13 protein-coding genes are annotated in these 13,797 nt (G+C 40.1%); all 13 read right to left on the bottom strand.

What is annotated here, in order from left to right; genetic code table 11:
- Positions 1 to 74: 74 nt before the first annotated feature.
- Positions 75 to 2,234: a hypothetical protein gene (locus HY817_04430; GenBank protein MBI4836477.1), complete on the bottom strand. Its 2,160-nt coding sequence runs from the start codon at positions 2,232 to 2,234 to the stop codon at positions 75 to 77.
- Positions 2,235 to 2,243: 9 nt separating this feature from the next.
- On the bottom strand, positions 2,244 to 2,606 hold the full coding sequence (locus HY817_04425) for a hypothetical protein (protein ID MBI4836476.1): 363 nt from the start codon (positions 2,604 to 2,606) through the stop codon (positions 2,244 to 2,246).
- Between the two features lie 67 nt (positions 2,607 to 2,673).
- A complete protein-coding gene (gene rsmH, locus HY817_04420; protein ID MBI4836475.1) occupies positions 2,674 to 3,564 on the bottom strand; it encodes a 16S rRNA (cytosine(1402)-N(4))-methyltransferase RsmH in 891 nt (296 codons plus the stop codon).
- A gap of 300 nt (positions 3,565 to 3,864) precedes the next feature.
- Positions 3,865 to 4,524: an endonuclease III gene (gene nth, locus HY817_04415; GenBank protein ID MBI4836474.1), complete on the bottom strand. Its 660-nt coding sequence runs from the start codon at positions 4,522 to 4,524 to the stop codon at positions 3,865 to 3,867.
- A 47-nt stretch (positions 4,525 to 4,571) separates the two neighbouring features.
- Complete coding sequence (locus HY817_04410) at positions 4,572 to 5,102, bottom strand: cytidylate kinase family protein (protein ID MBI4836473.1); 531 nt, start codon at positions 5,100 to 5,102, stop codon at positions 4,572 to 4,574.
- The gene (locus HY817_04405; GenBank protein MBI4836472.1) at positions 5,080 to 6,066 is read right to left on the bottom strand and encodes an RluA family pseudouridine synthase; all 987 of its coding nucleotides are present in this window, start codon (positions 6,064 to 6,066) and stop codon (positions 5,080 to 5,082) included. Before HY817_04405 ends, HY817_04410 begins: the two co-directional genes overlap by 23 nt.
- Positions 6,060 to 6,752 carry a ribonuclease III gene (gene rnc, locus HY817_04400; GenBank protein ID MBI4836471.1) on the bottom strand — a complete coding sequence of 231 codons (693 nt, stop codon included), beginning with the start codon at positions 6,750 to 6,752 and terminating at the stop codon, positions 6,060 to 6,062. Before rnc ends, HY817_04405 begins: the two co-directional genes overlap by 7 nt.
- Entirely contained in the window at positions 6,721 to 7,179 is a 459-nt protein-coding gene (nusB, locus tag HY817_04395) for a transcription antitermination factor NusB (protein MBI4836470.1), read from the bottom strand. Before nusB ends, rnc begins: the two co-directional genes overlap by 32 nt.
- Positions 7,179 to 7,472, bottom strand: a complete 294-nt coding sequence (locus tag HY817_04390; GenBank protein MBI4836469.1) for a hypothetical protein — start codon at positions 7,470 to 7,472, stop codon at positions 7,179 to 7,181. The genes nusB and HY817_04390 overlap by 1 nt, the downstream gene beginning before the upstream one ends.
- A gap of 52 nt (positions 7,473 to 7,524) precedes the next feature.
- Positions 7,525 to 8,049, bottom strand: coding sequence for a DUF177 domain-containing protein (locus tag HY817_04385; GenBank protein MBI4836468.1), 525 nt, complete (start codon positions 8,047 to 8,049; stop codon positions 7,525 to 7,527).
- On the bottom strand, positions 8,030 to 9,352 hold the full coding sequence (locus HY817_04380) for a CCA tRNA nucleotidyltransferase (protein ID MBI4836467.1): 1,323 nt from the start codon (positions 9,350 to 9,352) through the stop codon (positions 8,030 to 8,032). Before HY817_04380 ends, HY817_04385 begins: the two co-directional genes overlap by 20 nt.
- A gap of 114 nt (positions 9,353 to 9,466) precedes the next feature.
- Entirely contained in the window at positions 9,467 to 11,203 is a 1,737-nt protein-coding gene (mutL, locus tag HY817_04375; protein ID MBI4836466.1) for a DNA mismatch repair endonuclease MutL, read from the bottom strand.
- A gap of 54 nt (positions 11,204 to 11,257) precedes the next feature.
- The gene (mutS, locus tag HY817_04370) at positions 11,258 to 13,750 is read right to left on the bottom strand and encodes a DNA mismatch repair protein MutS (GenBank protein MBI4836465.1); all 2,493 of its coding nucleotides are present in this window, start codon (positions 13,748 to 13,750) and stop codon (positions 11,258 to 11,260) included.
- Between the last annotated feature and the right edge of the window lie 47 nt (positions 13,751 to 13,797).

The raw sequence follows: 13,797 nt of genomic DNA, 5'->3' as shown, positions 1-13,797 counted from the left end.
CAGTTCTTAACTGAGCCCTAATTTGTAATTTGTAATCTTTCGACAAGCTCAAGACAGGTTTTAGCATTTGTAATTTATGTTGGTAAGTCTTGTGGGATAGTATAATACTTCAGCAAGTAATCACAAACTTTGGTGAAAAGTGGTCCGGCGGCTCCTTCTCCCCAGGGGGTACTAAGGGGACGATCAATTTTTACTAGGATGGCAAATTCTGGGTGTTGGGCAGGAAAGCCAACTATTGAACCAACGGTGCTGCCTGGACCTTTTTCATAGCCTAGCCCATTTTTTAATGCTATTTGGGCGGTACCAGTTTTGGCAGCAATGATATAGCCGGGAATATTAATTGTTGCTTTATATGATTTTTGAGCAGTGGAGACCATCATACCTTTTACTTGGTCTGCACTTTCTTTTTTAATGACGCGACGTACTTCTTGAGGGATGGTTTGAGTAGTGCGATCATTTTTGCGATCATGATAGCTAGCAATTAAATGTGTTTTCATGAGGATACCATCATTAGCCACAGCACCAATTGCGCTGATTACCTGTAATGGTGTTGCTCCAATACCTTGGCCAAAAGCAGCTGCTGCCAAATCAATATCTGCCCACCGATCCGGTGGTGCTACCCAACCTGGCGAGCCATTATCTACCTCAATTGGATTGGTCTCTCCGAAACCAAAGTTTTTGATGTATTGATAAAAGAGTGTGCGACCGAGCTTGCGAGAAACTGTTAAAGTGGTTAAGTTGCTGGACACTTCTAAGGCCTTGGTCATAGTAATACAACCATAAGCTTTGAGAGTAGAATTTCTTACCGGGAAATTATCAATATATACGGTGTCTTCATGTTCGCAATTGATTGAAAATGGAGTGATTTCACCACTATCTATACCTGAAGACATAGTAATTACTTTAAATACTGAGCCGGGCTCGTACATATCAACGAAGGCGCGATTAGTAAATACTGCTGGACCAATTTTGTTTTTATATTCACCGGCATGTATCCCTTCTTGCCATTTTTCGTAGCTTTCCCAATAAAAATTGGGATCAAAGCTGGGATAATTGGCAACGGCGATAATGGCTCCAGTTTTTGGATTGATGACAACCACTTGACCACTTTCAGCTTGAACTGCCTTTACTTGTTTTTCTAATTCGGTTTCGACAAAGCCTTGTACTACTCGGTCAATAGTTAGGGTAATATCATTACCATCTTCAGGTGGTGTCGTAATTTTATCACCGACCACGATTTGATTACCTTGAGGATCGCGATCAATCAACAATTTGCCATTCACCCCTGCTAATTTGACACCGTTTTGTTCTTCTTCAAATTGCTTCTCTAGGCCATATTGACCTTTTTTGTCATAGCCGAGAAATCCCACAATATGCGCGGCTAAATTGCCTTCGGGATAGAATCGCCATTGTTCAGGAATCAGACCAATACCGGTAAGTTTTTTGCCATTTTTGAGACGAAGATTTTTAATCTTTTCGGAAATATCTGGGGACAATTTGTGTTTTAAGGGGACATAGCGGATAGCACTGCGACTAAGCATTTTTGCTAATGTCGGTCGAGGCAAATCAAAGGCGCTGTGGAGATCCTGAGCTGTTTTTAAGGGGTCGTCAATAATAGTAGGATCAGCGTAAATTTCATCTTCATCGCTATAAATTCCTCTTAATTGTAAACGTTCCACTTCTTTTTTACTTTCAATGAAATGACTATTAGTTTTTTTCATTAGCACTCGATGCGTTACTTCTTTTTTGCGGATTTTTTTTACTAGAGTATCCTTGTATGCTTGTAATAGACTTTCAAAAGTTTCTTTCACTTCTACTGTTGGTTTAATTTCAGGAAAGCTATTAGCCACTTCTTCTATCAAGGTGCCTTGTTCGTCTAGGATAATCTCATCTTGTTGTAATAAATTTTTCTTTTCTTCTTGATCTTTGGGCATTTCAAAAAGCAAAGGTGCTAATAAGTCGATAGTTTCTTGTTCTTGTTCAGGAGGAATTAGTCCCGGATCGGCAAATACTACATCCAAGGCCGTATCAGCGGCCAATAGAGCAGGATCACCTGATTTGTCGGCTAAATAAATATTGCCTCGGCGTGATTGTAGAGTAATTACGCCCTTGTGTTGTTGTTCTGCTAATGCTTGGTAATAGCCTCCCTCAATTAATTGCAGAAAACTTAAACGCAGGGTGAGCACAATCATTAGCCCTACTAAAACAATGCGAAGAGTACGGCAACGATTCATAGCGTCTCATTATTTAAGCGCAAGATTTTGATGGCTTTCAACAATAATAGGATTGGTGACCACCACCATTGCCTTGACCCGGTCACTATTTTCGAGCGTTGCTAAGGAACGTCTTTTGGCTATTTCCATGGTAAGAGACTTATGAGTATTCATGAGACTCTCTTTTTCTTGTTCTAGTTTTTTGATTTGATAACCAGCAGCTTGAATTTTGCTAGTGTGGCTGAGAGAAGCAAAACTTAATAAGCTAATTAAACCAATTAGCGTGAAGCTTAGCGTGACCAAGCCAATTTTAACTTCATAAGAAATAGTATGTTTACGCCGGGGGGATGAACCTGAATGGGATGGAGAGCGGGGAAGGACGTAAACAGTCATGGTGAAATTACGGATTACGAATTACTAATTACGAATGAAAAGTGGAAAGGACTAAGGAATAGGAGGATTAGGTTAGTTTGCGAATTGCTCGCAGACGGGCACTTCGAGCTCGAGGATTTTGTTTCATTTCTGTCCAAGTGGCTTTGATTGCCTTTTTGGTCAATATTTCTACAGTGTTTGCTTGTTTCCACTCTTTGAACACATTTTTCACTAGGCGATCTTCGATTGAATGAAAGGTGATGATAACAAAACGTCCATTTTTACACAGTAGGGGCAGAATAGATTGCAGCATTGTTCTTAGTGTTCCTAATTCGTCATTGACGTACATTCGTAAAGCTTGGAATACTTGAGTAGCTGGGTGAATCTTTTTGCCACCGCCCCTTTTTATCTGAGCGATAATCTCTGCTAATTGTTTACCAGTTTTAATGGGCTGAACTTTTCTATGGGTTACTATTGCTTTGGCAATCGGTCTGCTGAGGCGCTCTTCTCCATATTCCCAAAAAAGATTAGCTAAGCTTACTTCATCCCATTGGTTGATAATGCTTTGGGCATCTATCTTTTGTGTGTTTACATTGAGACGCATGTCCAGGGCCACTTCACTTTGAAAAGAAAAGCCTCGGTCATGATCTAACAATTGTATTGTGGATAGTCCCAAATCAGCGTAAATGCTATTAGCGCAAGGGATAGCTAGTGCTCTGAGAGTTTCTGTGATCTGGGCAAAATTACTAGTGACTAAATGACGTTTGCTATTTTTAGGTAAAACGCTTTCGGCATAAGCAATTTGGCCAGGATCTGCATCAATGCCCACGAAGCAACCGTCGGAGTTAAGCTTGGTCATTACTAAACTGGCATGACCTGAACGGCCAAGAGTAAGATCCACTACTGTGTGTGTCGGCTCGAGTTGTAAAAGGGCAATGAGTTCGCTGGCTAATACTGGAATGTGTTCTTTGGAAGCCATTTGTTCAAAACTTTTTATTCTGTGCAAAACTCATGTTCAAACAGTTCTACTCTAGAAAAATAGCTACATAAAAGCAATGCAGATTTTTCCACTTGTTATTGACAGTGTGGAAAATGGTGAGTGTGTTGTGGGTTCTTTATTTTTTTTTGACTCGTTCAAAAGCCATTTGTGCAAATCTTGTTACTGTGCAAAGTGCTCTAATGTCTCTCCTGTGTTGTTGAAAAGGTTTGATGTGCAAAACTTGCTGATGGTGTACTTTGGGTCAGCTTAATTGGCTATTTTTCTTTTATCGAAAGCATTTCAAAGCTGCCCTTTCTCTTGCTTCTTTGGGTAGGGGCAAAGATCTTTCACAGGACAAATTTCACATTTTGGTTTGAGAGCAACACAGATTTCTCGACCATGAAAAATAAAATAATGATGGGCTGCGGTCCAGATAGTATCGGGCAGCAAAGCAGTGATATCTTTTTCTACCTGTAAAGGATTTTTGCCATTGCTGAGTTCTAATCTTCTGGTGACGCGGAATACATGAGTGTCGACAGCAAAAGCAGGGATACCAAAGGCATTAGCTAAAACCACATTAGCGGTTTTTCTGCCTACACCAGGTAATGCTTCTAAAGCTTCTCGGGTAGCTGGGACTTTACCTTGATATTGCTCAATTAAAATCTGACAAAGGCGAATAATATTCTTTGCTTTGGTGGGATAAAGATTAATAGACTTAATTAAGTCAGCGAGTTTCGCCTCGCCAATTTGGAAAAGTTGTTCTGGTGTATTGTGCTTAGGGAAAAAGCTAGGAGTTACAATATTCACTCTTTTATCAGTAGTCTGCGCTGACAGAATAGTGGCAATAAGTAATTCAAAAGTATTGCTAAAGTTAAGAGCAGTTTTCGGTTCGGGATATTTCTTTGCTAAGATAGCTACAATCTTTTGTGCCCGAACTTTTTTCGTTTGCAGGGTTTTCATACATTAGTTAGCAAGCACACTATAATTTACTTCGTTGTCGATGAAAATTAACTACTGTGAATATGCGCTAAAGCTCTGTGTAACGTTTCTTCTGCAGTTAGCTTGCTATTGTCAATAATTAAGCTATACCAGTCTTTTTCTATACTTTTGCTAATACCATAGAGCGTTTGGTATCTGGCCCAATCTTTTTGGTCTCTTGCGGTAACGCTTACTAATGCTTCAGCGAAAGTGCCGCCTTCCCGGGTTTGTAATCGATATGCTTTACTTTCACTGTTTGCCACTAATAAAATTCTTTTGCTAGGTATGTGATGAGAAAATGCTAAGTAGCCGCTTAGACGGCCTTCAACAATAACATTTTGCTGATCAAAGAGCTGAATGATCTTTTGATCCAGTAATGTATCAGTGTGAAAATCATGCCATTTGCTACTAATCAGGCTTTCTAGAGAGATATTATGTTCTTGGGCTAGCTCTCTAAATAACTCACCGGCAAGAAAACAAGCAAGTGATAATTCTTTACTCAAACTTCTCGCCAAAGTGGTGGTGCCGGTACATGATTCACCACTGATGGTGATAAGCATATTGATCAAAGCTAAATGAAGGAACTTTATATTTGCTATTGCTGAGACTGCCTAAAATTTGTTTGAAATCGTAGGGCATGGGGGCTTGGATAACAATTTCCTTTTTAGTAATAGGATGAACAAATGTAATCCGGTATGCATGCAACAACTGTCTTTTGATGGCTAGCTCATTTTGTTTGCGTAAACTTTCATCAGTGGCATACGTTTCATCTCCCAAGATAGGATGCCCAATACTACTAACATGTACTCTGATTTGGTGGGTTCGGCCCGTGTGAATACTCAATGCCCAAAGCGAGATATCACCGAAAAAGTCGATTACCTGATAAGCAGTCAAGGCTCTACGTGATTGACTACTAGCTGAAATGGCAAATTTTTGCCTGTCATGGAGAGCTCGATCTATTGGGGCATCGATATAACCCTTAAGCTCTTTGGGAGTTCCTAGATTGAGGGAAAGATATACTTTTTCTAAAGCTCTTTTCTCAAATAGCTGGCTAAACTGAGCAAAGCTCTTTTCATTTTTGCTGACCAGCAGTACACCTGAAGTATCTTTATCAAGTCGGTGCAGTAAGCGTAATTCTGGTAATTGATGTTGTGTCCGATACGCTTCTAAAGCATTAACCAAGGTGCCTTCTTTATGTCCTACACCTGGGTGAACTACCATGCCCGGTTTTTTATTGATAGCGATGATATGTTCATCTTCAAAGAGAATAGTAAGCGGAATGTTTTCAGGAATTATGCGCTTTCTTTCTTCAGGTAAGGTGTCTATTTGTACTTCTTTTTGGATCGAACTGATAGTGCTGCCCGGTTTTTTAAGAACAATACCATCAATAGCCACTTTTCTTTCCGCAATAAGTTTTCTAATTTGGTTACGGCTGAGGCCAGTGAGATCAGCGATAACAATATCAATTCGCTTCCCTTTGGCTGTCTCAGGAATAAAGAATGTTTGGATAGAATCTTTTACCATTGTTTCGCGGCTAAGGCATTTCGAGCGGCTGCTTGTTCTGCTTGTTGTTTACTTTGACCTTGTCCCGTAGCGATCATATCATCACCATGATAGACAGCCATGACAAAGAGACGGTCATGAGCGGGGCCTGATTCGCTCTGTAGTTTATATTGAGGGGTAATGCTAAGTATTGCCTGAGATTTTTCTTGAAAGAGAGATTTGGCATCAATATGTCTTTTCTGTTCAACAATTTCTTGGAGAGTAGGAATGATAATAGTAATTACAAAAGCGCGCGCTATCTCTAGGCCTTGATCTAGGTATACAGCGCCAATAATGGCTTCTAGAGCATTGGCTAAGAGATAACTCTTTTCTCTTCCCCCTGACTTTTCTTCGCCTTTACTCAAAAATAAATACTGACCGATAGTATAATCACCAGCGACTTTAGCTAAATTGTCTTTTTTGACTAGCGCTGATCTTAGTAGGGTTAATTCACCTTCGGGTAAAGGATAATTAGTATAAAGGTATTCAGTAATAACCAATTCTAAGACGGCATCTCCTAGAAATTCTAAACGCTCATTATTGGTTTCGAGCTCTGGATGTTCATTAATATATGATCTATGCACCAATGCTTGAAACAGCAAATTGCTATCTTTGAAGTGGATATTGAGTTTGCTGCTAATTTCCTGCAGAATTTGTTGATTGGCCATGAAGCTCTTGCTTAAAGATTGAAGACAAGACGCCATTAATAAATTTACCACTATTATCACTACCATACTCCTTAGCAAGTTCAATAGCTTCATTGATGGCTACTGCTGCCGGTACGCCCTTTTGGGGCATAAGTAGTTCTGATACGGCTAATTTAAGAATTGCTTGTTCAATGATAGGTAACTCAGCAAAGGCCCATTCAGTGGCATACTGAGAGACCAATTGGATGCTCTTTTCTTCGCATGCTTGGGTGTTGCCCAGTAAATTTAGGGCAAATACCTTACTATCCTCACTTAATGCCTTTTTTTGCTCAGAGTACTCATTCATATGTCTTAACAGAATATCGTCAATTTTGAGTTCAGGGCGAAACTTTGATTCAAACAAAGTTTGCATGACAAAAATACGAAGCAAATGACGATTTTGACTCATTACTCAGCTTGCTTACTTTCTTCTGTCTTGGTACTAGTTTTTTTAGCTTTGGTAGGTTTTTTCTTGGTTGTAATTTCAGCAGTAGGAGTAGCTTCAGTTTTCTTGGCTACTTTCTTGCTCTTGCGCAAGTCCTGCCCATCATCCAAATAAATATGTGCTGGTTTAAGCTCGGTACCATTACCATAAGGAACTAATACCACACTTTGGCTTAAACGTTTGCGCTCCTTACTTACCCAAGTACGATAACGACGATTAGTGCGAGTTTTGGACGTTTTTTTCTTAGGAACTGCCATAAAAATTATAAATTACGAATCTTGTGGTGAGCGATAGCCGAACCCATACAAATTACGAATGAGGGGGGAAGTGAGGTTTTAGGTGGGAGAAAGCAGAATTTGAGGTGGCTGGGGAGCAAGTACAAGTCTCTTTGTTTAGGTCTTTACCACAATTGGGACATAAGCCACGGCAGTCTGCTTTGCATAATGGCGTGTGATCGATACTCATTTCTAATTCCTGCTTAACCAATGGTGTGATATCGAGGAATTTTTGATGAGTATTAGCATCTTCCCACAGTAGAGGAAAGTCATTTTCTTTAGCATCTAGCAAAGAATAGCTGTCTGAAGCCTGGTCAATACTAGTGATTTGATCTGTCTCTGTCAAACAGCGAACACATGCAAGCTTTGCGGTGTACTCTTTGGTACTAAAATTAATTAAAAGATAATCCCCTAAATGAGCAATTTCGCCCTTTAGTCTTAAACCTTTTGGTAAGCTGATTTTCTCATGGGTGCCTTTTTTGAGAGGGATAGAGAAGGTCTGATGTTCACCAACTCCTTTGCTTAGCAACTCGGTAATGTCAATGTTGTAAGTGATCATATAATGAATGAAGAAAAGTCAGTGCTTCCTGTTTGGTGTGTACTTTTTTTTCAATTTGAGCAGTGTAAATTTTCTCAAGTAATTGCCCAATCAATGGGCTTGGTGCCAACTTTAATTCTTTTTGGATTATGTGTCCATCGAGTAAAGGCCGTGGCAGCTTTTTGTATTGGGTTTTAATCTTCTGGACAATCAATTTTATTTCTTGATAGAGGCTCAAGTCAAGGGGTTTTGAGCCGCTAGCATCAGCTTTGAATAGGCGTAATAAATTGGCAAAATGAGGACCGAAAATCCAATGTTGTTTTCTACTATCTGGCATGTCGCGCAAGCTTACCCACATCATATGATGTAGCACCAGAAAGCATACTTCAGCGATAAAACTGTTTGGAAAGTGTAATCTGCTGAGAATATCTTTAGCTATTTTAGCCGAGTGCTCAGCATGACTGTCAAAACGGATACGCTCTTTGACCTGGTAGGTTTCTGCCTTACCGGCATCATGTAATAGCGTGGCCCAGATTAAGGCTAAGTTACGCTGTGACTTGATACTTTTTAAGGCTAATAATGTATGCTCGAATACATCGCCCTCAGTATGATATTCATATGGTTGAGTAATCCCTTTGAGCTTAGCTATTTCAGGTAATATAATCGGCAAAATATTCAGTTCAGCTAGATCTTGGATTGCTTGGATACGATTAGGATGCAATAACATTTTGTTGAGTTCATCCCGTATTCTTTCGGGAGCAATTTTGCGGCATAGCTCAGCATTGCTTCGTAAGGCTTGAAAAGTAGCCGGATCAAAACGGAAGTTTAAACGATTTTTAAATCTGACTGCTCGGAGAATGCGTAAATAGTCTTCTTTGATGCGATCTTCTGCATTGCCAATAAAACGGATCAGTCTTTCCTTAATATCTATTTGACCGCCAACAAAATCTTTAATTTCGTTAGTGAAAGGATTGAGGAAGAGACCATTGATAGTAAAGTCGCGTCTCTTGGCATCTTCTGCTGCCGAGGTAAAAGTGACAAAGTCTGGTCTACGACCATCACTATAACTGCTATCGGAACGAAAAGTAGCGATTTCGAAATGATGACCATTCTCTTTCACCTGCATCACACCAAAATGTTTGCCAATAGCGCGGCTTTTGTCAGCAAATAATGATTCTATCTGTTCTGGGGAAGCATTGGTAACGATGTCATAATCTTTAGGCTCTTTTTTGAGCAAAATATCACGCACACAACCGCCAGCTAGATAAGCCTCAAAACCGCTGGAATGTAGTCTTTGGATAATAGTTAAGGCTGTTTGGTACATAGGAAAGATATTCAGCGAAAAAGTAACATAAAAAGGCAGATGGCAGAAGGCAGAATTCAGAAGTAATAATTACTAACTTCTTACTTACTTCTGCCTTCTGACCTCTGACTTCAATCAGTGTCTCTTGAAATATCTATCTAACTCATTAAAAGTCAGCTCTAATCTAAACGGCCTCCCATGGGGACAGGTATAGATGCCTGGTAAATAGGCGACATCATCTATGAGGCGCTGTAATTCACTGAGACTTAAATGATCATTAAACTTTACTGCTGCTTTGCAGGCCATAGTGTGCAAAATGTCATCTTCGTGATCTTGCAGGCTATGAGTTAGAGATTCAGCATGTACTTGATCTAAGCTATTGAGTACAACTTGTGACCAATCAATTTTATATGAACGGGGCATATTAGGAACGTCTGTGATTAGCCAATTATTAGGGCCGCTTTGTTCTAACTGAATACCAAAATTGGCAAAGTTTTGTTGTTGCTCAGCTAATAAAATGCTTTGCTCAGCGGTGGCTGTCAATTCTAGTGGGTTCATCAATTGCTGAGTACTCTTTTGTGCTCTAGTTTTTTTTAATTCTTCATAAATAAAGCGTTCATGGGCTGCATGTTGATCAAACAAAATGAGACTTTGTTCTGCAGTACACAAAATATAAGAATTCTTGATTTGGCTTACAACCTTGATAGGCCGAGGAGGCGTTTCCTCTGTAAATAATTGATTGAATTGGGCTGCTTGATATGTATTTGAGGGAGAGGCTACGGAATTTGATGGGGAGTGCGAAGTGCGAAATTCGAAGTTCGAAGTGGGGCTCAACTGTGCATTTGGAATTTCGAATTTCGAATTAAAACTTGGGTTAACTGACAGAATCTGCTTTTCTAGGGTTCCTTTCACTGAGCGATAAATGAAGCTTAGTATGTGGTCCAAATGTTCAAAGCGCACCTCATTTTTTCGGGGGTGGACATTGACGTCTATTTCTTGAGGGTTTACTGATAGGTGAAGGAAGAATATTGGATGTTCTGAACTGAGCAGAAAAGTATGATAGGCGTCTTCAATGGTTTTATTAATACGATAGTCACGAATGGTGCGCTGATTGACTGCTACCATTTGTTGTCCTTTGCTGGCGCGTTTTATGATTGGCTGAGAAATAATTGCTTGCAGTTTTAGGCCATTTTCTTCTTGTTCAATGGCCATCATTTTCCCTGGCAAATCGGGACTGGGAAAAATGTCATAAAACTTTTCTAATAAGCTTTTTCTTGGCGGTGTGTTTAGTAATTCTTGACCATTATGATTGAGTTCGAAATGAACAGCGGGATTGGCTAAGGCGATTTCTTGGATTAGACGCACAATCACTGCCAATTCTTGGCGATCACTTTTGAGAAACTTGCGGCGAGCAGGAATCTTAGCAAATAAATTTTCAATATTGACCGTGGTTCCTTGTTCGCGCGCTGCGGTATTTTTATTCTCGATACGGCCATGGTCCATGGTAATAGTACTTGCGCTATTACTCGTTGATGTTTTACTTTCAAGATACATCTGGCTTACTGAAGCGATACTGGCCAATGCTTCACCGCGAAAGCCTAAAGTGAGCACATGATCTAAATCTTCAATCTTGGCGATTTTGCTAGTAGCATGACGAAGCACAGCTTGGTCTAATTCTTCTGGGGCGATACCAGTACCATTGTCACTAATCCGAATTAATCCTTTGCCACCATTGCGTAAATTGATCACGATGTGATCAGCCTTGGCGTCTAAACTGTTTTCTATCAATTCTTTTACAATAGAAGCTGGGCGCTCTACTACTTCTCCAGCAGCAATTTGATTGATGACATGTTCGGGGAGAATGCGGATCATTTGAGGTGAAGTTAGAAGGCAGGAGGCAGAGGGCAGAAGTAAGGGAAGGAATAGTTAGATCTGTTTTAATTTTTCTTTCCATGTTTTGAGTAGTAGTAGGGCGTCGATGGGGCTTAGGGTATTGATGTCTAGTTGCTCTAAGGTTTGTTCGAGCTTAGATTGCACGGGAGCAATGGGTACAGAAAATAAAGTGGCATCTTCTTTAGCTTGGGTTGGTACTGGTATTCCAGATTCTAGTTCTTGTAAAATGTGACGTGCGTATTGCACTACACTGGGGGGGAGTCCTGCTCTTTTGGCTACTTCTAAGCCGTAACTTTTGCCGATGCCACCAGGAACTACTTTGTAAAGAAAAGTAATTTGATCGGCTTGTTCGGCGATAGCAACGCTGGCATTACTGGCATGTGGTAAATCCTCAATTACTTGGATTAGTTCATGGTAATGGCTAGCAAAAAGAGTTTTTGCTTTAACGCTGTGTACTAAATAATCACAGATTGCCCAGGCAATGCTCAGACCATCATAGGTGGAAGTGCCTCGACCGATTTCATCTAAAATAATGAGACTTTTTTCTGTTGCTGAACGTAAAATATTAGCAGTTTCAGACATTTCTACCATAAAGGTAGACATGCCTCGGAGGAGATGATCTTGAGCGCCGATGCGAGTGAAAATATGATCTACTAATGGCAGTCGTGCTTTTTGGGCGGGCACGAAGCTGCCAATCAAAAATAATATTTCAATTAAAGCCACTTGTCTGAGATAGGTGCTTTTACCTCCCATATTGGGACCAGTGATCAAAATTAATTGCTGCTGGTCATGATTTAGGATGGTATCATTGGCTACAAAAGAACTACCCAGCTTCCTGGCAATCATGGGGTGCTTTCCCTCTTCAATCACTAGGCTATTATCGATACTGATTTCTGGTCTGGTGTAATGATATTCTTCCGCTATTTGTGCTAGGCTGGAAAAAACATCGATGAGAGCAATGTTTTTGGCTAATTTTTGCAAATTATCTTTCTCAGCCAATACTTGCTGACATAAGTGGCTAAAAAGAACATTTTGTCTCGCTTTCATTTTTTCTTCAGCGGCTAAATATTCACTCTCAAAATTGTGTAATTCTACTGAAGAATAGCGCTCAACATTGACTAATGTTTGTTTGCGGGTGAGATGGGCAATCTTTTCTAAAGCAATGTTTTTTAGGCTGGTTTTAGATATTTCAATATAAAAGCCACTAATAGTATTGAATCGTACTTTTAATTGCTCAATACCTGTTTTTTGTTTTTCCATTTCTTCATATTCTCTCAGCCACTCTTGAGTATGAGAAACACGGCGTCGGATTTCATCTAGTTCTGAGTCAAAACCACTTTGTAACCAGTGTCCTTCTTGAGGAGTTAATGGCAGAGTGTCTGATACCAAGGCTTTATTCAACAATTCAGTTAAGGGACCCTGATAATTAATTGTTTCTGCCAATTCTCTAATCAGTGGCTTGAGGCTTTTTTGGAGTGCCTGGTAAAGATTGGGTAATAAATTGAGTGTCTGACTCAGGTTGCCAAGATCACGTGGCGATCCACTACGAAGCACGATTTTGGCAATGATTTTTTCGATATCATGTACCTGTTTTAATAAGTTTTGAATTGATTTTCGAACAATACTTTCCTCAGTGAAACCGGCGACTATATCTTGACGATACATAATTGCGTTAGCATCAGCTAAGGGATGTAAGAGCATAGTATGAAGTAGGCGAAAACCAGCGGCGGTGATGGTGGCATTGATGGTGTCGAGTAGAGAGCCATAGATTTTGCCATCATGATTGTTGCGGACAATTTCTAGATTGCGCAAAGTCATTTCATCAATGGCTATAGTCTTAGCTTCCCTATGCAATTCTTGATGAAGATAATTAGTGGCACTTTTTTGGGTTCTCTCAATGTAGTGGCGAATCATGCCTTCAGCTTCATATACCCCGCTGAGACCTGTGACGGTAGCTATAATATTACTTTGTCTTAGTAATGATTGAACTTTTTCTTCATGCTCTTTAGCTAACAAAATTTCTGTCGGTTGCCGAATATGTAATTGTTCTAGAATATCGGGCAAGGTGGTACCAAAGCCGGGCATTAATTCACCGGTGCTAACATTACAAAAAAGCACTTCCCAATTCTGTCCTTGGTAAGATACTGCAGCCAATAATCTCAATTTCGTCTCATCTTCATCATCGCTAAGCAAGGTGCCAGGAGTAATGACTCTAGTAACATCACGCTCGACGATACCAGGTAAATTGGGATCACTGATTTGATCACAAATAGCTACTTTGTGCCCAGCACGAATTAGCTTCTTGGTATACTGATCGGCACTAAAGTGGGGAAAACCACACATGGCAATCTCATTTTCAGTCCCTTTGTTCCGGGCTGTTAAAGCAATATGGAGAATTTGACTAGCCAGCTCGGCATCGGTGCCAAACATTTCATAAAAATCTCCAAGACGAAACAATAATACACAGTCTGGGTACTGTGCTTTGATTGCAAAGTACTGTTGGAGCATTGGGGTGAGCTTTTTCATAGCTAGGACCTAAAGCAGCGTTATGGTATCTTCTTGCCAGATGATAA

Source organism: Candidatus Abawacabacteria bacterium (assembly GCA_016207805.1).
GTDB lineage: Bacteria > Patescibacteriota > Gracilibacteria > RBG-16-42-10 > RBG-16-42-10 > JACQZO01.
This window is presented reverse-complemented; position numbering and strand designations above follow the sequence as displayed.